Genomic DNA, 21,785 nt, shown 5'->3' with positions numbered 1-21,785 from the left:
TATATATTAAAAATTTATCCTTTAGATTTTTCATATTTCTCCTATTTTTCTACTATAATTAATAATAAGCAGTTTTCATATTAAGAGGTATATAATTATGGATGATAAAAAATTAAATAAAATTGCTAATCTTATAATTCATATTTTAATTCTTTGCTTAATTGGCTTAATAATATATAATATGTTTTTACTAATAAATAGAAATTCTTATTCTACAGATTCACCTAAAAATAGTATAAAAGTTGGTCCAATTTCTGAAGAAGAGAGATATACTATATCAAACACTAATATATAGGCAAATCTTATTACACTTTTTAATATTCTATTCAACATACTATTTATGATTTAATTATTTAAACTTTACACTTATATATAAATAGCTGTCTCAAAATTAAGGTTAAAAGTCAATCATCACTTTTTAAGTTTAATTTTTGAAACAGCTCGTTTTCTATATCAGATCATATCATTTAATATAAACTTAACCATTCTTATTATATTGCATTATTATTTTGTAAAGATGCTTAATTGCTAGCATTATTAAAATATCTGTCAACACCAAATATAATTGAATCTACTATCTTATCTTGATGTTCATCACTCTTTAATTTTTGTTCCTCTTCATAATTGGATAGAAAACCACACTCTACTAAAACACACGCACCATCATAACCATCTCTTAATATTCTGTATTGTTCCTTAGCTGCTTTAGGAATTCTCTTATTATTATCATCTATTTTTTCTTTCAATGAATTTTGAATATGCTCAGCTAAAACTTTACTCTTATCATTTGATGAATACCATACTTGTGCTCCAAAACATTTAGGACTTGGAAACATATTTTGGTGTATTGAAATAAAAACATCACATTTTTTATCTTTTTTCATTTTACACCGTGCATTTAAATCATTAACTTTCTTTTTATCTAACTCTGAATCATCTTCTCGTGTCATATAAACAGCATATCCACTATCTTCTAATTTATTTTTTAACTTTGTAGCTATTGCTAAATTTATATCCTTTTCTATTGTTCCATTTTTTGATCTTGCACCACCATCTATTCCTCCATGTCCAGCATCTATTAGTATTATATGTTTTTCATTATTTTCATCATTTGCACTAACTCTCATTGGAATTACAAAAACTAAGAAAATTATACAAATCAATGCTAGTACTCTTTTTATATTCATGTAACTAACTCCTCCCATTATATCAGATTCCATTAGATATTATGTGTTATATGAGTTTTATTATTCAAATTCATCAAATAATGTCACATATATAATTTTACATTTACAATTAAGCATATGGATTGTTATAGACATGCACTATCATGTTATATTTACATTACATAAGATTAACTCTCATTGTAAAATTTCATATTTCCCAGGAAAAATAAAATGATTCTTAAAAACTCTATAAATCTTTAAGAATCTTCTTATATTTATTAAAATCGTAACCTAACTGATAAAAGAAAATCTACTTAGTAGTTTCTTCTACTTTGAAAAATTATTCGCAGATTTTGCTTTATTATAATTTTTTACACAAAAAAAGAGAGAAAATAATTTTCTCCCTTTTTGCTGCACAAACTATCTCTTTGAGAATTGAGAAGCTTTTCTTGCCTTTTTAAGACCGTATTTCTTTCTTTCCTTCATTCTTGAATCTCTAGTTAAGAATCCAGCCTTTTTTAATTCTGATTTTAAAGCTTCATCTGATTTAACTAATGCTCTAGCTATACCATGTCTGATAGCTCCTGCTTGACCTGTAAATCCACCACCGTGAACATTTACTAAAACGTCAAACTTATCTTTAGTTTCAGTTAAAACTAATGGTTGGTTTACGATAACTCTTAATGTTTCTAAACCAAAAAAGTTTTCTATTTCTCTTTTATTTACAACAACCTTACCATTTCCTGGTACAAGTCTTACTCTTGCAACTGATTTCTTTCTTCTTCCAGTTCCCATGTATTGAACTTTTGCCATTTCTTATTCCTCCTCCCGAGATCGTATTAGTATCTTAATTCTAGTACTTCTGGTTTTTGAGCTGCATGATTATGTTCAGCACCTCTATATACGTTTAATTTCTTTAACATTTGTCTTCCTAATACACCATTTGGAAGCATTCTTCTTACAGCTTCTTCAAAAGCGAATTCAGGTTTCTTATCTAATACTACTCTATATGGAGTTTCTTTTAATCCGCCTGGGTAAAGACTATGCTTTCTCATTAATTTTTGGTCTAACTTCTTACCAGTTAAAACTACTTGTTCTGCGTTAATTACGATAACGAAGTCTCCGCAGTCAACATTAGGTGTAAATATTGGCTTATTTTTACCTCTTAAAATTGAAGCAACTTGGCTAGCAACTCTACCTAGTGGCTTACCAGCAGCATCAACAACATACCATTTTCTTTCGATTTCACTTGCTTTAGCAATGTATGATTTCATCTGTTTCCCTCCCTGAACTTACATTAATTCTTTACTTAATTTAAAGTAAAAATCCTTTATGTCAAGACCCGGGGCTAGTGGATCTTATATACATAAATGTTTTAACAAACAAACTTATTATAATACACGCTTACGGGCGTGTCAACATATTTTTGGCATTTAATAAAAAACTTTTTCTAATATTAAGCCATTTGGTGGAACACACATACCAGCTCTTTTTCTATTACCTTCTGCTATTATACTTTTTATATCTTCAGGTTTTAGTTTTCCATTCCCCACCTTAATTAATGTTCCTACTATTATTCTTACCATATTATACAAAAAGCCATCAGCAGTTATAAATATTTTTATATTATTCCCTTTTTGTTCTATATATAATTGCATAACATTTCTCACAGTCGTCTTTATAGAACTTCCTGGAGACATGAATGCTTTAAAATCATGAATTCCAATAAAATATTTACATGCCTCTTTCATTGCATCTACATCTAGATTATATTTACAATGATAAAGGTATTGATGACCTAAAGATAATCTCTCATATCTATTTACAATTGTATATGAATAAGTTTTTCCTTTTGATGAATATCTAGCATGAAATTCATCATCAACCTCTTCTGATTTAATAATAGAAACATCTTCTGGTAATCTGGTATTCAGTGCTTCTCTAAATTTATCACCCGGTATCGTACTATTAGTAAAAAAGTTAGCAACCATTTCTCTAGCATGAACTCCAGCATCAGTTCTAGAGCTGCCATTTATCAAAATATTCTCTCCCGTTGCCTTAAAGATTGCAGTTTCAATTGTCTTTTGAACTGTTCTTCCTTTTGGTTGCCTTTGCCATCCACAAAAATTACTTCCATCAAATTCAATTATCAACTTTATATTTCTCATATATGTCCTCTTAATCAAAATGAAGGCAGCTATGATATATCCTATTAGGAAATAACCTAGCACACCTCCTATTTAAATATTTTTTATTTTGTAAATTCATATGCTATGAATTAAGTTAAAATTGGTTAATAGCTAAATCAGCATTTACAAATTTATTGAAACAATACATTATAGTATAAATCTAACTACTATGCACCATAAAACTAATAAAATAAATACTCCAAATGCAATTATATCTCTAGACGTGAATTTTAATACTTTCATTCGAGTTCTTCCAGCTCCGCCTCTGTACCCCCTAGCTTCCATAGCCATTGCCAATTCATCAGCTCTTCTAAATGAACTAATAAATAATGGTACTAGTAATGGTATTAACGATTTTGCCTTCTTCATTAGTCCACCCGAATCAAAATCTGCACCTCTAGCTTTTTGTGCTTTCATTATTTTATCAGTCTCATCTATTAATGTTGGTATAAATCTTAAAGCTATTGTCATCATCATTGCCAATTCGTGAGCCATTTCTTTTCCTATAGGTTTAAGCAGTTTCTCAATTCCATCTGTTAATTCAATAGGTGATGTGGTCAATGTTAAGAGTGATGTTCCTATTATTAACAAGATTAATCTTGCAGCCATAAAACCAGCAATTCTAAGCCCTTCTGGATACACTTTTAAGACACCTATACTAAATAATTCAGTACCTTCTGCACCTCTTGTCATAAAAATATTTAAAACTGCAGTTAATATTACTAGTAAAACAATTGGCTTTAGTCCATTAAATATAAATCTAACTGGAATTTTGGCTATAGCTATTATCGCAAGCAAAAATGCTACAATAAAAGTATATCCAACAAACTTATTTACTATAAATAAGCATGCAATAAAAAATATAGATATCAAAATTTTAGTTCTAGGATCTAGTTTATGAATAAAAGATTCACCTGGTAGATACTGCCCTATTGTAATCTCTTTTAGCATAATTACCTATTCCCCCTTTACACTTTTTGCTTTTAGAATAGATAAGAGTTCTTTCTTAGCCTCTTCTATAGTGAATATCTCATCTGAAATATTAAATCCTTTTTGTCTCAATGCTCTAACTAGATATGTTACTTGTGGCACTCCAAGACCTATTTGCTCTAATAAATCAACTTCCTTAAATACCTTTGCTGGAGTTCCCTGTAATGCTACTTTTCCATGATTCATTACAATTATTCTCTCTGCAATATTCGCAACATCTTCCATACTATGACTAACTATGATTATAGTCATGTTGTAATCCTTATGTAACTTACTTATTTGATTTAATATATCATCTCTACCTTTAGGATCCAATCCCGCTGTTGGCTCATCTAATATTAATGTTGTTGGCTGCATAGCTACAACACCAGCAATTGCAACTCTTCTCTTTTGCCCTCCACTTAAATCAAATGGTGACTTATCTTTATAGGTTTCATAATCTAAACCTACCATCTCCATAGATTTAACTACTCTATTATGAATTTCATCTTCAGAAAGGCCTAAATTTCTAGGTCCAAATGCTATATCTTTAGCTATAGTTTCTTCAAAAAGTTGATATTCTGGATATTGAAATACTAAACCAACTTTCTTTCTTACATATGCTAATTTAACCTTCTTATCTGTAATATCTATCCCGTCTACAATTATTTTTCCACTAGTAGCTTCCAACAATCCATTAAAATGTTGAATTAATGTTGACTTTCCTGAACCAGTGTGTCCAATTAATGCTACAAATTCTCCATCCTTTATATCTAAAGACACATTATCTAAAGCAACTTTTTCAAATGGACTTTTAGGCATATATATATGTGTTAAATTTTCTATTTTAATCGACATAACTCATTCACCATCTCATCTACATTTAATATTTTTTCATCTATCTGTATTCCCGCTTTTTTTAATTCGTAAGCCAGTTCAGTAACTTGTGGTACATCCAATCCTATTTGTTTCATTCTGTCTACTTGAGGGAAAATTTCTCTTGGTATTCCTTCCATCATAATCTTCCCGCCATCCATTACTATAATTCTATCTGCTTGTGCTGCTTCATCCATATAATGTGTTATCAACACTATAGTAATTCCATACTTTTTGTTAAGATCTTTTATATTATTTAAAACTTCTTTTCTACCAGATGGATCTAACATAGCTGTTGGCTCATCAAAAATTATACATTGTGGCTTAATTGCAAGAATTCCAGCAATCGCTATTCTTTGTTTTTGACCACCAGATAAAAGGTGAGGTGCATGTCTTTTGTATTCGCTCATTCCAACCTTCTCTAAACTTTCATCAACTCTGCGGCGTATTTCTGATGGCTCAATACCTAAATTTTCTGGACCAAATGCTACATCTTCTTCAACTATAGTAGCAACTAATTGATTATCAGGATTTTGAAAGACCATTCCTGCTTTAGATCTAATCTCCCATACTTTTTCTGGATCTTTAGTATCAATACCATCAACTAACACTGTTCCTTCACTTGGTACTACCAATGCATTCATATGCTTGGCAATTGTTGATTTACCAGACCCATTATGACCTAATACAACTAGAAATTCTCCTTTTTTTACTTTTAGGTTAACATTCTTTACTGCATATTTTTCTTCAGTGACTCCCTCAGTATTCTTTACATATTTAAAAGATACATTTTGGCACTCTATCATCGTGTCACTCATTGCCTAACCTCCATGATGTTTATATTCTTAATATATTATACAGATGTCTTATACGCTTATTTTATGCATATAAAAAAATAAATCTCAATGATGTTTACTCTGTAGCAATTAATTTATAATATTCTTCAATAATGAAAATATCAGCAATTATTTTACTTGCATAGCTAAAAATACATATTACATCATCGATTCATTGTTTTCTTTTACATTCTTACTGTATATACAATTTAATTATTAGTTTTATTATATACTAAAATTGCATATATTCAATAAAAAGCTGATTATTTTTATCAATTTAAATAAAAAACATATCTATAATATATTAATTTTATACACAAAAAAGGGATTAAGTTTAAACCTAATCCCTCCAAATATTATACTAATTCAAGTATTACTATTTCAGCTCCGTCCCCTCTTCTAGGACCTTTTTTAATGATTCTTGTATATCCGCCGTTTCTTTCAGCGTACTTTGGAGCTACATCGTCAAATAAATTCTTAACAACTAATTCTTCTTGAACATAAGATAATACTTGTCTTCTAGCATGAAGATCTCCTCTTTTTCCAAGAGTAATCATTTTTTCAGCTATTGATCTAGTTTCTTTAGCTCTTGTTTCAGTTGTTTCTATTTTACCATGTTTTAATAGACTTGTAACAAGATTTCTTAGCATAGCTTTTCTTTGATCTGTAGGAAGACCTAATTTACGATAACCTGCCATGGATTTACCTCCTTACTCCTCGCTTAGTTTTAGGCATAAACCTAATTCTTTAAGCTTTCTTTCAACTTCTTCTAAAGATTTCTTTCCTAGATTTCTTACTTTCATCATATCATCCATAGATCTAGTAGCAAGTTCTTGAACTGTATTAATTCCGGCTCTCTTTAAGCAGTTATATGATCTAACTGATAAATCAAGTTCTTCAACAGTCATTTCTAGGACTTTTTCTTTCTTATCTTCTTCTTTTTCTACCATTACTTCAATATCATTAGTATTATCTGTTAATGACATGAATAATTTAAAGTGTTCGATAAGTATTTTTGCTGATAAACTAATAGCCTCATCAATTTTGATAGTACCATCAGTCCAAATTTCTAAAGTTAATTTATCATAATCAGTAATTTGACCAACTCTAGTGTTGTCAACAGTAAAATTAACTCTTTTTACTGGTGTATAGATAGAATCAACTGCTATTGATGAAATTGGTAATTCATCACTCTTATTTTTATTTTGAGTAACATAACCTCTTCCTTTATTAACTGTTAATTCCATATAAAGTCTTCCATCGCTGTCCAAAGTCGCTATATGTAAATCCTTATTAACAACTTCAACATCTCCATCAGTCTTTATATCTGCTCCAGTAACTTCACCTGGTCCTTTAGCATCAATATAAATAACCTTTGGACCTTCACCATTCATTTTTAAAGCTAATGATTTAATGTTAAGAATTAATTCTGTAACATCTTCTTTAACTCCTTGTACGGTAGAAAACTCATGAAGTACTCCATCAATTTTGACAGAAGTTGGTGCAACACCTGGAAGAGATGATAATAATATTCTTCTTAAAGCATTACCTAAAGTAATACCATATCCTCTTTCTAGTGGCTCAACAACGTACTTACCATAAGTACCATCTTCATTAGCTTCCACACATTCTATTATTGGCTTTTCGATTTCTAACATTGACAAACCCTCCCTATATTATAAATGGCAACCTTATTATGAGGGCAACTGATTCTATATTTGCATATATTGTGATAAATTTCTCTAACAAATATAAATATATTATTTACTGTATAACTCAACAATAAGTGTTTCGTTAACAGGCACATCTATATCTTCTCTTGATGGCTCTGCAACTACTTTTCCTTCATAGTTATCAACATTAGCTTCTAACCACTTTGGTAAAGTTTTAGGGTTTTCTGCAAAAGTCTTAAACTTTTCACTTGATCTGCTCTTTTCACATACAGTAATTACATCATTAACTGAAACATTATATGAACAAATGTCAACCTTTTTGCCATTTACTAAGAAATGTCCATGAGTAACTAATTGTCTAGCTTCATTTCTTGATGCACCGTAACCTAATCTATAAACTACGTTATCAAGTCTCATTTCTAATAATCTAAGTAAGTTTTCACCTGTTATGCCTTTAATATGCTCAGCTTTTTCATAATATGTTCTAAATTGGCCTTCTAATACGCCATATATTCTTCTTGCTTTTTGCTTTTCTCTTAATTGAACTCCATAATTTGAAACTTTCTTCCTGCTTGATCCATGTTGTCCTGGTGCATAGCTTCTTCTAACGAAAGCACATTTATCTGTAAAACATCTATCACCTTTAAGGAAAAGTTTCATACCTTCTCTTCTACATAATCTGCATGTAGCGCCAGTATATCTTGCCATTAAATTACACCTCCTATTACAATTATATTAGACTCTTCTTCTCTTTGGTGGTCTACAACCATTATGTGGTATTGGAGTAACATCTTTAATTAAAGTTACTTCTAATCCTGCTGCTTGTAAGGATCTTATAGCTGCTTCTCTTCCTGAACCAGGTCCTTTAACATAAACCTCTATACTTTTTAAGCCATGTTCCATTGCTGCTTTAGCTGCAGTTTCTGCTGCCATTTGAGCTGCGAATGGTGTGCTCTTTCTTGATCCTCTAAAGCCTAGTGCTCCTGCACTTGACCATGATAAAGCATTTCCTACTGCGTCTGTTAAAGTAACTATTGAATTATTAAAAGTTGACTTAATGTGTGCAGCACCATGCTCAACATTTTTTCTTTCTTTTCTTCTTCTAGTCTTCTTGACTTTTTGAGCTGCCATTATCTTCCCTCCTTACTATTTCTTCTTATTTGCTATTGTCTTCTTAGGACCTTTTCTAGTTCTAGCATTAGTCTTAGTCTTTTGTCCTCTTACTGGAAGACCTCTTCTATGTCTAATTCCTCTATATGATCCTATTTCTACTAATCTCTTAATGTTTAAAGCAACATCTCTTCTTAAGTCACCTTCAACCATTAAATTTTTGTTGATATAAGTTCTGATTTCATTAACTTCTTCTTCTGATAAATCTTTAACTCTTGCATCTGGATTAATTCCTGTAACAGATAAGATTTTTTGTGAAGTTGCTAAACCTATTCCGTAGATATAAGTTAAACCTATTTCAACTCTCTTTTCTCTTGGTAGGTCAATACCTGATATTCTTGCCATTAAAATTTACACCTCCTGATAATTGAAATGTATAAAAGTTGATTTTTATATTTATAATAAAATTTTAGGTCAATAGATAGTATCTATCGTCAGCCGCCCTAAAATTTATTGTTGATTAATTAAACGACTATATAATCATATTTGACTTTTGCTGAAATGTCAATATTATTTACATTTATTTTAATGTAAATAATATTGTGAATTGATCATTAGCCTTGTTTTTGCTTGTGCTTAGGATTTTCACAGATTACCATGACTTTTCCTTTTCTTCTTATTACTTTGCACTTTTCACAAATAGGCTTAACTGATGGTCTTACTTTCATAGCTAACCCTCCTCATATTACTTTTGTGGTAGGCTTTACCTTAAGCTTTTCTACCTTATTTAGCTCTCCATGTAATTCTACCTCTTGTTAAATCATAAGGAGAAAGTTCTACTGTAACTTTATCTCCTGGTAAAATTCTTATGAAGTTCATTCTTAATTTACCTGATATATGTGCTAAAATCTTATGACCACTTTCAAGTTCAACTTGAAACATAGCATTAGGTAAAGATTCTAGAACTGTACCTTGCATTTCTATAACATCATCTTTTGACATAAGGTAATCAACCCTCCTTAACAATGCCTCTAAACTTTAGGAATTTTTTTATCTTTAAATCAGTACTCTTATTGCATGATTGTATCGATGATAGTATATCATCATCTATATCTTCTAAAATAATTAAGTGTTTAATCTTTTTCTTCTTAGGCATATCAATTAACTTTGTATTCCCATTCGCTAGTAATACATAATTATTATCTATCTGCCTAACAACAACATATAAATGATTTATATCTCTTCCTGCTTTTGAAAGTACTACTTTTCCAATCAAGTCATTGTTTTGCAAATTTTTCACCTCTATGATCACCTTAGTATAAATTAACACTACCACAATGGTATTATGCAAATTTATAACTAAGCAACACTCTTTTTTCTACTTAATCAGTGTTAATATTTCAGGTTCATCTGACAAAATTGCAACTGTATTTTCATAATGTGCTGATAAGCAAGAATCTGCTGTTACAACTGTCCATCTATCCTTTAAAGTTTTAACTTTATGTGTACCTGCATTAACCATAGGTTCTATTGCTAATACCATACCATTAACTAGTTTTGGACCTTTACCAGACTTACCGAAATTAGGCACATTAGGATCTTCGTGAACATTTCGTCCAATCCCATGACCAACAAAATCTCTTACAACTGAGAAACCTGCCGCTTCTACGTAGCTTTGTATCTCATGTGATATATCAGTTAATTTATTTCCCTCTTTAGCAAATTTTATACCTCGAAAGAAACTCTCTTTTGTTACATCAATTAATTTTTGAGCTTCACTTGAAATCTTTCCAACCGGAAAGGTTCTTGCAGCATCTCCATGAAATCCATTTATACATGCGCCACAGTCAATACTAACTATGTCTCCATCTTTTAGAACATATGCTCCTGGAAATCCATGTATTACTTGCTCATTTACTGAGATACATAGTGACGAAGGAAAACCATATAAGCCTTTAAATGAAGGTTTTGCTCCATGCTTAGTTATAAATTCTTCTGCCATTCTGTCTAAATCTGCAGTTGTTATACCGGGTTTTACCTCTTTTTCAAGCAATAGCAATGTTTCTCCTACTATTTTACCTGCTTTTCTCATTAGGGATATTTCATCATGATTCTTTATTATAATCATTATTTGTTATTCCCTAAAATTTCACATATTCCTCTGAAAACTTCGTTGATAGCTTGTGTTCCATCTACTTCTGAAAGTAATTTTTTATTATCATAAAAATTAATTAATGGTTGTGTTTCTTTTTCATATACATCAAGTCTTTCCTTTACAGTTTCAACTGTATCGTCTTTTCTTTGTATAACTTCATTTCCACACAAGTTACATTTTCCTTCATTAGTTGGAGGATTAAATTTAACATGATAACTTGCTCCACATGATGGACATACTCTTCTACCTGTCATTCTTTCTAGAATGAACTCACTAGGTACTTTAATTAATAATGCAGTATCTAATTGTTCTCCTCTTTCTAGAAGGAAACAGTTAAGAGCTTCAGCCTGAGCCACAGTTCTAGGAAAACCATCTAATAAATATCCACTCTTACAATCATCCTGCTGTAATCTATCTTTTACCATATTTATAGTAACTTCATCAGGAACTAATTGACCTTTATCCATATAGCTTTTAGCCTCTATTCCTAAAGGAGTGTTTTCAGAAATGTTCTTTCTAAAAATATCTCCGGTAGAAATATGTGGTATTGAATATTTATTACTGATTGATTTAGCCTGTGTTCCCTTTCCAGCCCCCGGAGGACCTAGTAATACTATCTTCACTAGCTTCATCTCCATTTATTCTAATCTATTTAAGAAATCCTTTATAGTGCCTAACTACCATTTGAGATTCTACTCTTCTTGTAAAATCTAATGCAACATTTATAATAATTAATGATCCTGTTCCTGTAAATGCAACATTTTGAAATGCTGTATAATTATCAACAAGTACTGGAGTTATAGCAAGAATAGCTGCTAATATTCCTCCAATAAACGATACTCTATTTAAAACCCTTTCAAAAAACTGTGTAGTTTCTTCTCCAGGTCTCACACCTGGCACAAATCCTGCAGACTTGTGTAAGTTTTCAGACATCTCTTCTGGTTTAAAAGTGATTTGAGTATAGAACCAGTTAAAGAATATTGTAAGCACCGCATATAATGCTATGTACATCCAACTTTTTTTGTTAAATATACATGTAGGATTGGTTAATATCCATTTAGCCCATTCTTTATCGTTACCAAATAATGTTGCTATTGTCTTCGGAAATTCCATTACAGACATAGAAAATATAATTGCAAGTACTGCTGATCCAATAATGCTTAATGGAATATGTGTTGATTGCGATTTCACCATATTACTATTACCAGCTGCAAACTTACCTGCGTATTGAACAGGAATTCTTCTCTCTGATAAGGAGAAATATAGGATTATTGCAAGCAATAACACAACAAATACTCCGAATAAAACAATTTCTACAATGTTTGCACTTCCTGCTTGTTTTAGTGTCATCATTGAAGCAATTGTTGCTGGAACCCTTGAAATTATATTTACAAAAATAATCATAGATGTACCATTACCGATTCCCTTAACCGTAAGTTGATCTCCTAACCACATACAGAATGTTGTACCTACTACTAAAGAAAATACTACAACTAACTTTTGAATTAATTGCAATTGTGCAGTTGCACCGCTACTTGAAATTGTAGCAAATGTTCCATAAGCTAACACGAAAGATAATACTAAAGATACATAACGCGTTGCTTCTTGTATCTTCTTTCTTCCATTTTCACCTTCTTTAGAAAGTTGTTCTAACTGAGGAATAGCAACAGTCAACAATTGTATTATTATTGATGCATTAATATAAGGCATAACTCCCAATGCTAAGATACTCGATCTACTAAAAGCACCTCCGGAAATCATATCATAAAATCCTAATAAACCTCCAGATTGAGATAAACTTTTCAAATATTCTGAGCTAATTCCAGGAAGAGGAATATAACTTCCTATCCTGAAAATTGCAACTAGTAATATTGTCCATAAAAGTCTTTTCCTAAGGTCTGGAACTTTAAATGCATTACTTAGGGTTTGAAGCACTTTACATCACCTCAACTTTTCCCCCAGCTGCTTCAATTTTTTCTATAGCAGACTTAGAGAACTTACATCCTTTAACAGTTAAGCTTTTTTCTAATGTCCCATTTCCAAGAATCTTTACTCCGTCTAATACCTTACTTATAACTCTTCTTTCAAGTAATACTTCTGGAGTAATTTCTGTACCATTTTCAAAGATATTTAATCTGTCAAGGTTTATGCTAACAATCTTCTTAGCAAAAATGTTAGTGAACCCTCTCTTAGGAAGTCTTCTATATAAAGGCATTTGACCTCCTTCAAAACCAGGTCTTACACCACCACCTGATCTTGCATTTTGACCCTTTTCACCTTTACCAGCGTTTCTTCCTAAGCCAGAACCAGTACCTCTACCGATTCTTTTAGGTGCTTTCTTGCTACCTGCTGCTGGTTTTAATTCGTGAAGTTTCATATTCAGTGCACCTCCTTATTTATTATACTTCTTCTACTTTCAATAAGTAGCTAATCTTTTTAATCATACCTTGTACTTGAGTTGTTGCCTCAGGTTCTACAGTTTTTCCAATTTTCTTAAGTCCAAGAGCGTTTGCAGTAGCGATGTGGTCTTTTTTTCTACCGATTAAGCTCTTTACTAATGTAACTCTTACCTTAGCCATTGCAATACCTCCTAACCTAATATTTCTTCTACAGATTTTCCTCTTAATCTAGCAATATCTTCTGCTGTTCTTAAGTTAGCTAATCCGTTTATTGTAGCATTTACCATGTTATTAGGATTGTTTGAACCTAATGATTTAGCTCTAACATCCTTTAATCCTGCTAATTCTAGTACAGCTCTTGCTGGACCTCCAGCGATAACTCCTGTACCTTCTTTAGCTGGCATAATTAGAACATCAGCTGTTCCAAATTTACCATGTATTTCATGAGGAATTGTTGTTCCTACCATTGAAACACTTACTAAATTTTTCTTAGCATCTTCTATTCCCTTTTTGATTGCTTCTGGAATTTCGATAGACTTACCCATTCCTACGCCAACGTGTCCGTTCTCGTCTCCGACAACAACTAATGCGCTGAATCTGAAGTTTCTACCACCTTTAACAACCTTAGTAACTCTGTTTATAAAAACAACCTTTTCCTTAAGGTCTAGTGTACTAGGATCGATTCTCATTTATTTCCCTCCTCATGTATTAGAATTTCAAGCCTGCTTCTCTAGCTGCTTGTGCTAATTCTTGAACTCTTCCGTGATATACGTATCCACCTCTGTCGAATACTACTTCTTGAATTCCTTTTTCTATAGCTCTTTTAGCAATTACTTCTCCAACAAGTTTTGCGCCTTCTTTGTTTCCACCTTTAGCAGCAAAATCTTTATCTAAACTTGAAGCAGCTACTAATGTAACACCGTTTATATCATCAATAACTTGTGCATATATATTCTTTTCACTCTTAAAAACTGAAAGTCTTGGTCTTTCCGCAGTACCAGATACTTTCTTACGAACTCTAAGGTGACGTTTTTCTCTGCTTGCTTTTTTGTCTACCTTTTTGAACATATAAAGTCACTCCTTTCTATTATTTCTTACCAGTTTTACCTTCTTTACGTCTAATCACTTCATTTTCGTATTTAATACCTTTACCCTTATATGGTTCTGGTACTCTCCACTTTCTAATATCTGCAGCTGCAAAACCAACTTTTTCTTTGTCGATTCCTTTAACTACTACTCTAGTAGCCGCTGGAGTTTCAAAAGTAATTCCGTCAATAGGTTCTATTTCAACTGGATGTGAATATCCAAGGTTCATCACAAGTTTTTTTCCTTGTAATTGAGCTCTGTAACCAACACCAACTAAATCTAAAGTCTTTTGGTAACCTTCTTTAACTCCAATTACCATATTATTAATTAATGCTCTTGTTAAACCGTGAAGAGCTCTGTGATCTTTTTGTTCACTATGTCTAGTAACAATTACTTCGTTGTTTTCAACCGCTACACTAATATCTTTGTGCATAGTTTTAACTAATTCACCTTTTGGTCCTTTAACTGTAACAACGTTCTCTGGTGTTACAGTTACAGTTACATCAGCAGGAATAGCTATTGGTAATCTACCTACTCTTGACATAATTGCACCTCCTGTATTATTTCAAAATCGTATGTTCTTACAATTTTTTCTTCTTAATATTTATCTATATATTACCAAACGTAGCAGATAACTTCTCCACCTAAACCGTTCTTTCTAGCTTCTCTATCTACCATGATTCCGTTTGAAGTTGAAACAACAGCAATACCTAATCCATTAAGAACCTTAGGTACTTCGTCTTTCTTACAATAAACTCTTAATCCTGGCTTAGAAATTCTCTTAATACCAGTTATAACTCTTTCTTTGTTAGCTCCATATTTAAGAGATAATCTTAACATTGGAACAACTCCATCGTTATATTCGTTAATTTCTTTTATATAACCCTCTTGTAATAATATATTAGCAATTTCCTTCTTTACGTTTGAAGAAGGTACTTCTACCACTTCATGTCTTACAGCATTAGCATTTCTTACACGAGTTAATAAATCTGCTATAGGATCTGTCATAACCATTTAATGTGCCTCCTTTCACTACATGTGTATCTTACCAAGATGCTTTTCTACAACCTGGAATTTCGCCCTTATAAGCAAGTTCTCTAAAACAAATACGGCATACTCCATATTTTTTTAGTACAGAATGTGGTCTTCCACATATTCTGCATCTTGTATAAGCTCTTGTTTTATATTTAGGAGTTTTGCTCCACTTTTCAATAATAGCCTTACGTGCCATTGTGTTCCCTCCTTATTATTGAGCGAATGGCATTCCAAGGAATCTTAATAATTCCCTAGCTTCTTCATCAGTGTTTGCTGATGTAACGAAGATTATATCCATTCCTCTTACTTTATCTATTTTATCATATTCGATTTCTGGGAATATTAATTGTTCTTTAATTCCTAATGAGTAGTTTCCTCTACCGTCGAACGCTTTACTTGAAACTCCTCTGAAATCTCTAACTCTTGGTAAAGCAATGCTCATTAATTTATCTGCAAATTCGAACATTTGAGCTTTTCTTAAAGTAACCTTGCATCCTAATGCCATGTTTTCTCTAATTTTAAAGTTAGCTACAGATTTCTTAGCTCTTGTTAAAATTGGCTTTTGACCTGCTATTAAAGTCAAGTCAGCAACAGCTGATTCTAACACCTTTTGATTTTCTTTAGCTTCTCCAACACCCATGTTGATTACGATCTTTTCTAGTTTTGGAACTTCCATTAAGTTTTTGTATCCGAACTTTTCTACCATAGCTGGAATTACTTCTTTTTGGTATTTTTCTTGAAGTCTTGTCATATTAGTTACCTCCTTTCAAAGTTTAGAATGTTTCTCCGCATTTTTTACATACTCTAACCTTAGTACCATCATCTAAAATTTTGTTACTAATTCTAGTTGCATTCTTACATTTGTTGCAATATAACATAACTTTTGAGCTGTTGATTGCTGCTTCTTTTTCAATTATAGCGCTTTCAACTTGACCCTTATTAGCTTTTTGATGTTTCTTAACTATATTAACTCCTTGAACAAGAACCTTTCCTGTCTTTGGATATGCTTTTAACACTTCACCAGTTTTGCCTTTATCTTTTCCTGATACGACAATAACTGTATCATTCTTTCTTACATGTATCTTCAAATTAGCCACCTCCTCTTATAGAACTTCTGGTGCTAATGATAAGATTTTATTAAATTCTTTATCTCTTAGCTCCCTAGCAACAGGTCCGAAAATACGTGTTCCTTTTGGTTGTTTGTCATCTTTGATTATAACTGCTGCGTTTTCATCAAATTTAATATATGAACCGTCTGCTCTTCTCACACCTTTAACTGATCTAACTACAACTGCCTTTACGACTTCACCTTTTTTAACAACTCCACCTGGTGTTGCACTTTTAACGCTAGCTACTATAACATCACCGATGTTACCAAACTTTCTTTTAGATCCGCCTAAGACTCTGATACACATAATTTCTTTTGCACCTGAATTATCTGCAACCTTTAATAAGGTTTGTTGTTGTATCATTGAATTACCCTCCTTTCAGCTTTAAAGCTTATTTAGCTTTTTCAACTATTTCAACAAGTCTCCATCTCTTATCCTTAGATAATGGTCTAGTTTCCATTATTGATACTCTATCATTAATTTTAGCTTCGTTCTTTTCGTCATGAACTTTGAACTTTGTAGTTCTGTTAACTGTTTTTCCGTATAGTGGATGTCTAACCTTAGTTTCAACAGCAACTACGATAGTCTTTTCCATTTTATCAGAAACAACCCTACCAATTCTTTTTTTTCTTAATGCTCTTTCCATTAGGGCTTACCTCCTTCCAAAAATTATTGTTCCAATGCTTTTAATTCTTCTTCTCTTAAGATGGTTTTTATTTGGGCTATAGATTTCTTAACTTCTTTTATTCTCATTGGATTTTCTAATTGTCCTGTAGCTAATTGGAATCTTAAGTTAAATAATTCAGCTTTAAGATCACCTAATTTAGCTATTAGTTCTTGAGGATTGCTTGATTTTAATTCTTTTAATTCTCTAGCCTTCATTATTCTTCACCACCCATTTCCTCAAAATCTCTCTTTGAAACAAATTTTGTTTTTACAGGAAGTTTATGTGAAGCAAGTCTCATTGCTTCTCTTGCAGTTTCTTCTGGTACTCCTGATAATTCAAATAATACTCTACCAGGTTTAACTACTGCAACCCAGTATTCTGGTGATCCTTTACCTGAACCCATTCTTGTTTCAGCTGGTTTTTCTGTAACTGGCTTATCTGGGAAAATCTTTATCCAAAGTTTTCCACCTCTTTTGATGTATCTATTGATAGCAATTCTGGCAGATTCGATTTGGTTGCTTGTAATCCATCCACAAGTAAGTGCTTGGATTCCGTAATCTCCATAAGCTAAGAAATTACCTCTTGTAGCTTTACCTTTCATTCTACCACGTTGTACCTTACGATGTTTTACTCTTTTAGGCATTAACATGATTTATTCCTCCTTTCCTATGCGTTAGCCTCTTCCTTTTCTACTTTCTTAGTTGGAAGAACTTCTCCATTATAAACCCAAACTTTAACTCCGATCTTACCATATGTTGTATCTGCTTCAGCAAATCCATATTCGATATCAGCTCTTAATGTTTGTAGTGGTATTGTTCCTTCATGATACTGTTCTGTTCTTGCGATTTCAGCTCCGCCTAATCTACCTGAACATGCAGTTTTAACACCTTTAATTCCATGTTTCATAGCTCTTTGCATTGTTTGCTTCATAGCTCTTCTAAATGAAATTCTCTTTTCTAATTGTGCAGCAATGTTTTCTGCCATTAATTGAGCATCAGCTTCTGCACTCTTAACTTCAACTATGTTTATTAAAACATTCTTGTTACTTACAAATTGAGTTAACATATTCTTTAATTTTTCAATTCCAGATCCACCTTTGCCTATTATAACACCTGGTTTTGCTGTATATATGTTTAACTTAACTCTTTTAGCAGCTCTTTCGATTTCTATTTTAGAAATACCAGCTGAAAATAGTTCTTTTTTAACAAATTTTCTAATTTGATTATCTTCTACAAGATTATCAGCAAAATTTTTCTTATTAGCATACCATTTTGCGTCCCATCCCTTTATAACGCCTACTCTAAGGCCATGAGGATTTACTTTTTGACCCACTTGCTTTTCCCTCCTTCTATAAACTAAGCTCTTTCTTTAACAATTACTGTTATATTGCTTGTTTTCTTTAAGATTTTGAATGCTCTACCTTGAGCATGAGGTTGAAATCTCTTTAATGTTGATCCTTGACCAACAAAACATTCTGAAACATATAAGTTGTCAGCATTTAACTCTAAATTATTTTCTGCATTTGCAACAGCTGACTTTAAAACTTTGTTAATTACTACTGCTGCTTCTCTTGGAGTATATTGTAAAATAGCAAAAGCTTCATTAACTTGCTTTCCTCTTATTAAATCAAGAATTACTCCTACTTTTGTTGGAGACATTCTGACATATTTTGCTATAGCTCTAGCTTCCATTTAATAATCCTCCTTTCCAGGCTATCTTTTTGATGTTTTATCTGCGTCGTGACCTTTATAAGTTCTAGTTAATACGAATTCACCTAACTTATGGCCAACCATATCTTCTGAAATATATACTGGTACGTGTTTTCTTCCATCATGAACCGCAATTGTGTGACCTATGAATTGTGGGAAAATTGTTGAACTTCTTGACCAAGTTTTAACAACCTTTTTATCTCCACTTGCGTTCATTTCTTCTATCTTCTTGAAAAGTCCTTCATGAACAAAAGGTGCTTTCTTTGTTGATCTACTCACTAAATATGCCTCCCTTCATAAATTAGAAGTATTAGTCTTGAAGAGAACTTACTATTCTCCTCAGACTATTTTCTTCTATCCTTAATAATAAATCTATCAGAATATTTCTTATTCTTTCTAGTTTTGTATCCAAGTGCTGGTTTACCCCATGGAGTAACTGGACTTGGTCTACCAACTGGAGATTTACCTTCACCACCACCGTGAGGGTGATCGTTAGGATTCATTACAGAACCTCTTACTGTTGGTCTCCATCCCATGTGTCTCTTTCTACCTGCTTTACCAATATTAACGATATCGTTAGTAGCATTTGAAAGTGTTCCGATTGTAGCTCTACATTCTATTCTTACATATCTCATTTCACCTGATGGTAATCTTAGAGTTGCATAATCTCCTTCTTTAGCCATTAATTGTGCTGAGTTACCAGCAGCTCTAACTAATTGGCCACCTTTACCTTTTTGTAATTCGATATTATGAACAACTGTACCTACTGGTATGTTCTTTAATGGAAGAGCATTACCTGGTTTGATATCTGCGTTAACACCTGATTCAATGATATCTCCAACTTTTAATCCTGCTGGTGCAAGAATATATCTCTTTTCTCCATCTGTATATATAACAAGAGCAATATATGCAGTTCTGTTTGGATCATATTCTATAGATGCAACCTTTGCTGGAACTGCATCTTTATTTCTTTTAAAATCTATTATTCTGTATTTTCTCTTAACAGTACCACCACGATGTCTAACAGTGATTTTACCTTGGTTATTTCTACCCGCTTTAACTTTTAACGCAACAAGAAGTGACTTTTCTGGTTGTTGTGAAGTTATTTCTTCAAATGTTGGCATAGTCATTTGTCTTCTTGATGGTGTAATAGGGTTAAACTTTTTAACTGCCATTTAAAATTCCCTCCTTCTTTAAGCTTCTCTGGTGTTTTCACCAATAATGGCTTTAATACTATTGCATTCCTTCAAAGAATTCAATTGCGTTGCTTTCTTCTGATAATTTAACAATAGCTTTCTTGTAGTCTGATCTCTTACCTACATGTACGCCCATTCTCTTAGTTTTTCCTAAACCGTTTATAGTATTAACATCTTCAACTTTAACATTGAAAACTTCTTCCACAGCTCTCTTTATTTGAGATTTGTTAGCATCCGCATGCACTATGAAAGTGTACTTTTTGTCGGCCATAGACGCCATACTCTTTTCAGTAATAACTGGCTTTCTTATTATATCATGGCTTGTTAACTTCATTATGCGTACACCTCCTCAATTTTTGATACAGCATCTTTAGTTATGATTAATTTTTCATATTTTAATAAATCATAAACATTTATATTGTTAGCTGGTATAACATTGATTCCTTGGATGTTTCTTGCTGATTTGTAAACACCTTCATTTGATTCTGCAGTTATTATTAATGCTTTAGTAGCTTCAAAAGCTTTTAACATTTCTACTACATTTTTAGTTTTTGGTGCATCGAAATTTAATGAATCAAGAACGATCATTTGATTTTCTTGAACCTTGCTAGTTAAAGCAGATTTCATTGCAACCTTTCTCATGCTCTTTGGCACTGAAACTCTGTAATCTCTTGGCTTTGGTGCGAATACAATACCACCCTTAATCCATTGTGGTGCTCTGATAGAACCTTGTCTTGCTCTTCCAGTACCCTTTTGTCTCCAAGGCTTAATTCCGCCCCCTCTAACTTCAGATCTAGTCTTAGTTGATTGAGTTCCTTGTCTCTTGTTAGCTAATAATGCAACTACTACTTGGTGTAATGCATATTCATTAACTTCTGCTGCAAATATGCTTTCGTTTAACTCCATATCAGCAACTTTATTTCCTTCTTTATTAAATACTCCTACTGTAGGCATTCTAATTCCTCCTTTCCTTACAGAAATTAAGCTCTAACTGTGTCTTTAATTACTACTGTACCTTTGTTAGGTCCTGGGATTCCACCCTTGATTAGTATTAAGTTCTTTTCAGCTATTACTTTAACAACTTCTAAATTTAGTACTGTTGTATTAACAGATCCCATATGTCCTGGCATTCTCTTATTCTTGAATGTTCTTGATGGATCTGATGATGCTCCCATTGAACCTGGTGCTCTATGGAATTTAGAACCGTGAGTCATTGGTCCTCTTTGTTGGTTCCATCTCTTAATAGATCCTTGGAAACCCTTTCCTTTTGAAACTGCAGATACATCAATCTTATCTCCTGCTCCAAATACATCAGCCTTTATTTCTTGACCAACTTCATATTCACTTATGTTTTCAAGTCTGAATTCTTTAAGAGTTCTTCTTAAAGTAGCTCCAGCTTTAGCAAAGTGACCTTTTCTTGGCTTATTAGCTAATTTTTCTCTTATTTCATCAAAACCTACTTGTATTGCTTCATACCCATCATTTTCTAATGTTTTCTTTTGAACAACAACACATGGGCCAGCTTCTACTACAGTTACAGGAACTACTTTACCATTTTCATCAAAAATTTGAGTCATTCCTATTTTCTTTCCTATTATAGCTTTTTTCAT

General features: G+C 32.2%; 39 protein-coding genes. 1 reads left to right on the top strand and 38 read right to left on the bottom strand.

Annotation, left to right across the window (positions count from 1 at the left end; translation table 11 throughout):
- Positions 1 to 97: 97 nt before the first annotated feature.
- A complete protein-coding gene (locus CLSA_RS01195) occupies positions 98 to 295 on the top strand; it encodes a hypothetical protein (RefSeq protein WP_041715993.1) in 198 nt (65 codons plus the stop codon).
- A 226-nt stretch (positions 296 to 521) separates the two neighbouring features.
- On the opposite strand, the gene cwlD is transcribed toward CLSA_RS01195, so the two are convergent.
- The 38 genes from cwlD to rplC all read right to left on the bottom strand — a co-directional run bounded on the left by cwlD (position 522) and on the right by rplC (position 21,785).
- Positions 522 to 1,187 (bottom strand): N-acetylmuramoyl-L-alanine amidase CwlD, encoded by a 666-nt coding sequence (gene cwlD, locus CLSA_RS01190; protein ID WP_041715991.1) that lies wholly within the window; start codon positions 1,185 to 1,187, stop codon positions 522 to 524.
- Between the two features lie 399 nt (positions 1,188 to 1,586).
- Entirely contained in the window at positions 1,587 to 1,979 is a 393-nt protein-coding gene (gene rpsI / locus CLSA_RS01185) for a 30S ribosomal protein S9 (protein WP_022743579.1), read from the bottom strand.
- A 26-nt stretch (positions 1,980 to 2,005) separates the two neighbouring features.
- Entirely contained in the window at positions 2,006 to 2,440 is a 435-nt protein-coding gene (gene rplM, locus CLSA_RS01180) for a 50S ribosomal protein L13 (RefSeq protein ID WP_022743578.1), read from the bottom strand.
- Between the two features lie 159 nt (positions 2,441 to 2,599).
- Positions 2,600 to 3,334, bottom strand: a complete 735-nt coding sequence (truA, locus tag CLSA_RS01175; protein ID WP_022743577.1) for a tRNA pseudouridine(38-40) synthase TruA — start codon at positions 3,332 to 3,334, stop codon at positions 2,600 to 2,602.
- Positions 3,335 to 3,502: 168 nt separating this feature from the next.
- Positions 3,503 to 4,306: an energy-coupling factor transporter transmembrane component T family protein gene (locus CLSA_RS01170; RefSeq protein WP_022743576.1), complete on the bottom strand. Its 804-nt coding sequence runs from the start codon at positions 4,304 to 4,306 to the stop codon at positions 3,503 to 3,505.
- Positions 4,307 to 4,312: 6 nt separating this feature from the next.
- Positions 4,313 to 5,182 carry an energy-coupling factor transporter ATPase gene (locus CLSA_RS01165; protein ID WP_022743575.1) on the bottom strand — a complete coding sequence of 290 codons (870 nt, stop codon included), beginning with the start codon at positions 5,180 to 5,182 and terminating at the stop codon, positions 4,313 to 4,315.
- A complete protein-coding gene (locus CLSA_RS01160; protein ID WP_022743574.1) occupies positions 5,167 to 6,018 on the bottom strand; it encodes an energy-coupling factor transporter ATPase in 852 nt (283 codons plus the stop codon). Before CLSA_RS01160 ends, CLSA_RS01165 begins: the two co-directional genes overlap by 16 nt.
- 374 nt (positions 6,019 to 6,392) lie before the next feature.
- Complete coding sequence (gene rplQ, locus CLSA_RS01155; protein WP_022743573.1) at positions 6,393 to 6,734, bottom strand: 50S ribosomal protein L17; 342 nt, start codon at positions 6,732 to 6,734, stop codon at positions 6,393 to 6,395.
- Between the two features lie 12 nt (positions 6,735 to 6,746).
- Positions 6,747 to 7,694: a DNA-directed RNA polymerase subunit alpha gene (locus tag CLSA_RS01150; protein WP_022743572.1), complete on the bottom strand. Its 948-nt coding sequence runs from the start codon at positions 7,692 to 7,694 to the stop codon at positions 6,747 to 6,749.
- A 102-nt stretch (positions 7,695 to 7,796) separates the two neighbouring features.
- Positions 7,797 to 8,417 (bottom strand): 30S ribosomal protein S4, encoded by a 621-nt coding sequence (gene rpsD / locus CLSA_RS01145; protein WP_022743571.1) that lies wholly within the window; start codon positions 8,415 to 8,417, stop codon positions 7,797 to 7,799.
- A 27-nt stretch (positions 8,418 to 8,444) separates the two neighbouring features.
- Complete coding sequence (gene rpsK, locus CLSA_RS01140) at positions 8,445 to 8,840, bottom strand: 30S ribosomal protein S11 (protein WP_002582632.1); 396 nt, start codon at positions 8,838 to 8,840, stop codon at positions 8,445 to 8,447.
- Between the two features lie 15 nt (positions 8,841 to 8,855).
- The gene (gene rpsM / locus CLSA_RS01135) at positions 8,856 to 9,224 is read right to left on the bottom strand and encodes a 30S ribosomal protein S13 (protein WP_022743570.1); all 369 of its coding nucleotides are present in this window, start codon (positions 9,222 to 9,224) and stop codon (positions 8,856 to 8,858) included.
- 209 nt (positions 9,225 to 9,433) lie between these two features.
- Positions 9,434 to 9,547, bottom strand: coding sequence for a 50S ribosomal protein L36 (rpmJ, locus tag CLSA_RS01130; protein ID WP_003156543.1), 114 nt, complete (start codon positions 9,545 to 9,547; stop codon positions 9,434 to 9,436).
- A gap of 55 nt (positions 9,548 to 9,602) precedes the next feature.
- Entirely contained in the window at positions 9,603 to 9,821 is a 219-nt protein-coding gene (gene infA / locus CLSA_RS01125; protein WP_002582630.1) for a translation initiation factor IF-1, read from the bottom strand.
- Positions 9,822 to 9,828: 7 nt separating this feature from the next.
- Complete coding sequence (locus CLSA_RS01120; RefSeq protein ID WP_041716420.1) at positions 9,829 to 10,110, bottom strand: RNA-binding protein; 282 nt, start codon at positions 10,108 to 10,110, stop codon at positions 9,829 to 9,831.
- Between the two features lie 87 nt (positions 10,111 to 10,197).
- Positions 10,198 to 10,947 (bottom strand): type I methionyl aminopeptidase, encoded by a 750-nt coding sequence (gene map, locus CLSA_RS01115; protein ID WP_022743568.1) that lies wholly within the window; start codon positions 10,945 to 10,947, stop codon positions 10,198 to 10,200.
- A complete protein-coding gene (locus CLSA_RS01110; RefSeq protein WP_022743567.1) occupies positions 10,947 to 11,597 on the bottom strand; it encodes an adenylate kinase in 651 nt (216 codons plus the stop codon). The genes map and CLSA_RS01110 overlap by 1 nt, the downstream gene beginning before the upstream one ends.
- 25 nt (positions 11,598 to 11,622) lie before the next feature.
- A complete protein-coding gene (secY, locus tag CLSA_RS01105) occupies positions 11,623 to 12,909 on the bottom strand; it encodes a preprotein translocase subunit SecY (protein WP_022743566.1) in 1,287 nt (428 codons plus the stop codon).
- A 1-nt stretch (position 12,910) separates the two neighbouring features.
- Positions 12,911 to 13,351, bottom strand: a complete 441-nt coding sequence (rplO, locus tag CLSA_RS01100) for a 50S ribosomal protein L15 (RefSeq protein ID WP_022743565.1) — start codon at positions 13,349 to 13,351, stop codon at positions 12,911 to 12,913.
- Positions 13,352 to 13,373: 22 nt separating this feature from the next.
- A complete protein-coding gene (rpmD, locus tag CLSA_RS01095; protein WP_022743564.1) occupies positions 13,374 to 13,553 on the bottom strand; it encodes a 50S ribosomal protein L30 in 180 nt (59 codons plus the stop codon).
- Positions 13,554 to 13,564: 11 nt separating this feature from the next.
- On the bottom strand, positions 13,565 to 14,062 hold the full coding sequence (gene rpsE / locus CLSA_RS01090) for a 30S ribosomal protein S5 (RefSeq protein WP_022743563.1): 498 nt from the start codon (positions 14,060 to 14,062) through the stop codon (positions 13,565 to 13,567).
- 19 nt (positions 14,063 to 14,081) lie between these two features.
- The gene (gene rplR, locus CLSA_RS01085) at positions 14,082 to 14,441 is read right to left on the bottom strand and encodes a 50S ribosomal protein L18 (RefSeq protein ID WP_022743562.1); all 360 of its coding nucleotides are present in this window, start codon (positions 14,439 to 14,441) and stop codon (positions 14,082 to 14,084) included.
- A 19-nt stretch (positions 14,442 to 14,460) separates the two neighbouring features.
- Positions 14,461 to 15,003: a 50S ribosomal protein L6 gene (gene rplF, locus CLSA_RS01080; RefSeq protein WP_022743561.1), complete on the bottom strand. Its 543-nt coding sequence runs from the start codon at positions 15,001 to 15,003 to the stop codon at positions 14,461 to 14,463.
- Between the two features lie 71 nt (positions 15,004 to 15,074).
- On the bottom strand, positions 15,075 to 15,473 hold the full coding sequence (gene rpsH, locus CLSA_RS01075; RefSeq protein ID WP_008426597.1) for a 30S ribosomal protein S8: 399 nt from the start codon (positions 15,471 to 15,473) through the stop codon (positions 15,075 to 15,077).
- 31 nt (positions 15,474 to 15,504) lie between these two features.
- A complete protein-coding gene (locus CLSA_RS01070) occupies positions 15,505 to 15,690 on the bottom strand; it encodes a type Z 30S ribosomal protein S14 (RefSeq protein ID WP_002582619.1) in 186 nt (61 codons plus the stop codon).
- Between the two features lie 15 nt (positions 15,691 to 15,705).
- A complete protein-coding gene (rplE, locus tag CLSA_RS01065) occupies positions 15,706 to 16,245 on the bottom strand; it encodes a 50S ribosomal protein L5 (protein WP_022743560.1) in 540 nt (179 codons plus the stop codon).
- Between the two features lie 22 nt (positions 16,246 to 16,267).
- Positions 16,268 to 16,582, bottom strand: coding sequence for a 50S ribosomal protein L24 (gene rplX, locus CLSA_RS01060; protein WP_022743559.1), 315 nt, complete (start codon positions 16,580 to 16,582; stop codon positions 16,268 to 16,270).
- A gap of 15 nt (positions 16,583 to 16,597) precedes the next feature.
- Complete coding sequence (gene rplN / locus CLSA_RS01055; protein WP_002582616.1) at positions 16,598 to 16,966, bottom strand: 50S ribosomal protein L14; 369 nt, start codon at positions 16,964 to 16,966, stop codon at positions 16,598 to 16,600.
- Positions 16,967 to 16,994: 28 nt separating this feature from the next.
- On the bottom strand, positions 16,995 to 17,249 hold the full coding sequence (rpsQ, locus tag CLSA_RS01050; protein WP_022743557.1) for a 30S ribosomal protein S17: 255 nt from the start codon (positions 17,247 to 17,249) through the stop codon (positions 16,995 to 16,997).
- A gap of 23 nt (positions 17,250 to 17,272) precedes the next feature.
- Positions 17,273 to 17,485 carry a 50S ribosomal protein L29 gene (gene rpmC, locus CLSA_RS01045; RefSeq protein WP_022743556.1) on the bottom strand — a complete coding sequence of 71 codons (213 nt, stop codon included), beginning with the start codon at positions 17,483 to 17,485 and terminating at the stop codon, positions 17,273 to 17,275.
- Complete coding sequence (rplP, locus tag CLSA_RS01040; protein WP_008426579.1) at positions 17,485 to 17,919, bottom strand: 50S ribosomal protein L16; 435 nt, start codon at positions 17,917 to 17,919, stop codon at positions 17,485 to 17,487. The genes rpmC and rplP overlap by 1 nt, the downstream gene beginning before the upstream one ends.
- 17 nt (positions 17,920 to 17,936) lie before the next feature.
- Entirely contained in the window at positions 17,937 to 18,602 is a 666-nt protein-coding gene (rpsC, locus tag CLSA_RS01035) for a 30S ribosomal protein S3 (RefSeq protein ID WP_022743555.1), read from the bottom strand.
- Positions 18,603 to 18,625: 23 nt separating this feature from the next.
- Positions 18,626 to 18,961: a 50S ribosomal protein L22 gene (rplV, locus tag CLSA_RS01030; RefSeq protein WP_022743554.1), complete on the bottom strand. Its 336-nt coding sequence runs from the start codon at positions 18,959 to 18,961 to the stop codon at positions 18,626 to 18,628.
- A gap of 21 nt (positions 18,962 to 18,982) precedes the next feature.
- A complete protein-coding gene (gene rpsS / locus CLSA_RS01025; RefSeq protein WP_022743553.1) occupies positions 18,983 to 19,258 on the bottom strand; it encodes a 30S ribosomal protein S19 in 276 nt (91 codons plus the stop codon).
- Between the two features lie 65 nt (positions 19,259 to 19,323).
- Positions 19,324 to 20,154, bottom strand: coding sequence for a 50S ribosomal protein L2 (gene rplB / locus CLSA_RS01020; protein WP_022743552.1), 831 nt, complete (start codon positions 20,152 to 20,154; stop codon positions 19,324 to 19,326).
- Between the two features lie 58 nt (positions 20,155 to 20,212).
- Positions 20,213 to 20,509, bottom strand: coding sequence for a 50S ribosomal protein L23 (rplW, locus tag CLSA_RS01015; protein WP_022743551.1), 297 nt, complete (start codon positions 20,507 to 20,509; stop codon positions 20,213 to 20,215).
- Positions 20,509 to 21,129, bottom strand: coding sequence for a 50S ribosomal protein L4 (gene rplD, locus CLSA_RS01010; protein WP_022743550.1), 621 nt, complete (start codon positions 21,127 to 21,129; stop codon positions 20,509 to 20,511). Before rplD ends, rplW begins: the two co-directional genes overlap by 1 nt.
- Before the next feature lie 26 nt (positions 21,130 to 21,155).
- Positions 21,156 to 21,785, bottom strand: coding sequence for a 50S ribosomal protein L3 (gene rplC / locus CLSA_RS01005; protein ID WP_022743549.1), 630 nt, complete (start codon positions 21,783 to 21,785; stop codon positions 21,156 to 21,158).

It is taken from the genome of Clostridium saccharobutylicum DSM 13864 (assembly GCF_000473995.1).
Classification (GTDB): Bacteria; Bacillota; Clostridia; order Clostridiales; family Clostridiaceae; genus Clostridium; species Clostridium saccharobutylicum.
Note: the sequence above shows the minus strand (reverse complement) of the source record. Positions and strands in the feature narration are given on the sequence as shown.

Excerpts from the sequence above, each read along its gene's own strand:
- CLSA_RS01195 (WP_041715993.1), top strand. The coding sequence starts at position 98 with ATGGATGATAAAAAATTAAATAAAATTGCTAATCTTATAATTCATATT.
- cwlD (WP_041715991.1), bottom strand. The coding sequence starts at position 1,187 with ATGAATATAAAAAGAGTACTAGCATTGATTTGTATAATTTTCTTAGTT.
- rpsI (WP_022743579.1), bottom strand. The coding sequence starts at position 1,979 with ATGGCAAAAGTTCAATACATGGGAACTGGAAGAAGAAAGAAATCAGTT.
- rplM (WP_022743578.1), bottom strand. The coding sequence starts at position 2,440 with ATGAAATCATACATTGCTAAAGCAAGTGAAATCGAAAGAAAATGGTAT.
- truA (WP_022743577.1), bottom strand. The coding sequence starts at position 3,334 with ATGAGAAATATAAAGTTGATAATTGAATTTGATGGAAGTAATTTTTGT.
- CLSA_RS01170 (WP_022743576.1), bottom strand. The coding sequence starts at position 4,306 with ATGCTAAAAGAGATTACAATAGGGCAGTATCTACCAGGTGAATCTTTT.
- CLSA_RS01165 (WP_022743575.1), bottom strand. The coding sequence starts at position 5,182 with ATGTCGATTAAAATAGAAAATTTAACACATATATATATGCCTAAAAGT.
- CLSA_RS01160 (WP_022743574.1), bottom strand. The coding sequence starts at position 6,018 with ATGAGTGACACGATGATAGAGTGCCAAAATGTATCTTTTAAATATGTA.
- rplQ (WP_022743573.1), bottom strand. The coding sequence starts at position 6,734 with ATGGCAGGTTATCGTAAATTAGGTCTTCCTACAGATCAAAGAAAAGCT.
- CLSA_RS01150 (WP_022743572.1), bottom strand. The coding sequence starts at position 7,694 with ATGTTAGAAATCGAAAAGCCAATAATAGAATGTGTGGAAGCTAATGAA.
- rpsD (WP_022743571.1), bottom strand. The coding sequence starts at position 8,417 with ATGGCAAGATATACTGGCGCTACATGCAGATTATGTAGAAGAGAAGGT.
- rpsK (WP_002582632.1), bottom strand. The coding sequence starts at position 8,840 with ATGGCAGCTCAAAAAGTCAAGAAGACTAGAAGAAGAAAAGAAAGAAAA.
- rpsM (WP_022743570.1), bottom strand. The coding sequence starts at position 9,224 with ATGGCAAGAATATCAGGTATTGACCTACCAAGAGAAAAGAGAGTTGAA.
- rpmJ (WP_003156543.1), bottom strand. The coding sequence starts at position 9,547 with ATGAAAGTAAGACCATCAGTTAAGCCTATTTGTGAAAAGTGCAAAGTA.
- infA (WP_002582630.1), bottom strand. The coding sequence starts at position 9,821 with ATGTCAAAAGATGATGTTATAGAAATGCAAGGTACAGTTCTAGAATCT.
- map (WP_022743568.1), bottom strand. The coding sequence starts at position 10,947 with ATGATTATAATAAAGAATCATGATGAAATATCCCTAATGAGAAAAGCA.
- rplO (WP_022743565.1), bottom strand. The coding sequence starts at position 13,351 with ATGAAACTTCACGAATTAAAACCAGCAGCAGGTAGCAAGAAAGCACCT.
- rpmD (WP_022743564.1), bottom strand. The coding sequence starts at position 13,553 with ATGGCTAAGGTAAGAGTTACATTAGTAAAGAGCTTAATCGGTAGAAAA.
- rpsE (WP_022743563.1), bottom strand. The coding sequence starts at position 14,062 with ATGAGAATCGATCCTAGTACACTAGACCTTAAGGAAAAGGTTGTTTTT.
- rplR (WP_022743562.1), bottom strand. The coding sequence starts at position 14,441 with ATGTTCAAAAAGGTAGACAAAAAAGCAAGCAGAGAAAAACGTCACCTT.
- rplF (WP_022743561.1), bottom strand. The coding sequence starts at position 15,003 with ATGTCAAGAGTAGGTAGATTACCAATAGCTATTCCTGCTGATGTAACT.
- rpsH (WP_008426597.1), bottom strand. The coding sequence starts at position 15,473 with ATGGTTATGACAGATCCTATAGCAGATTTATTAACTCGTGTAAGAAAT.
- CLSA_RS01070 (WP_002582619.1), bottom strand. The coding sequence starts at position 15,690 with ATGGCACGTAAGGCTATTATTGAAAAGTGGAGCAAAACTCCTAAATAT.
- rplE (WP_022743560.1), bottom strand. The coding sequence starts at position 16,245 with ATGACAAGACTTCAAGAAAAATACCAAAAAGAAGTAATTCCAGCTATG.
- rplN (WP_002582616.1), bottom strand. The coding sequence starts at position 16,966 with ATGATACAACAACAAACCTTATTAAAGGTTGCAGATAATTCAGGTGCA.
- rpsQ (WP_022743557.1), bottom strand. The coding sequence starts at position 17,249 with ATGGAAAGAGCATTAAGAAAAAAAAGAATTGGTAGGGTTGTTTCTGAT.
- rpmC (WP_022743556.1), bottom strand. The coding sequence starts at position 17,485 with ATGAAGGCTAGAGAATTAAAAGAATTAAAATCAAGCAATCCTCAAGAA.
- rplP (WP_008426579.1), bottom strand. The coding sequence starts at position 17,919 with ATGTTAATGCCTAAAAGAGTAAAACATCGTAAGGTACAACGTGGTAGA.
- rplV (WP_022743554.1), bottom strand. The coding sequence starts at position 18,961 with ATGGAAGCTAGAGCTATAGCAAAATATGTCAGAATGTCTCCAACAAAA.
- rplB (WP_022743552.1), bottom strand. The coding sequence starts at position 20,154 with ATGGCAGTTAAAAAGTTTAACCCTATTACACCATCAAGAAGACAAATG.
- rplW (WP_022743551.1), bottom strand. The coding sequence starts at position 20,509 with ATGAAGTTAACAAGCCATGATATAATAAGAAAGCCAGTTATTACTGAA.
- rplD (WP_022743550.1), bottom strand. The coding sequence starts at position 21,129 with ATGCCTACAGTAGGAGTATTTAATAAAGAAGGAAATAAAGTTGCTGAT.
- rplC (WP_022743549.1), bottom strand. The coding sequence starts at position 21,785 with ATGAAAAAAGCTATAATAGGAAAGAAAATAGGAATGACTCAAATTTTT.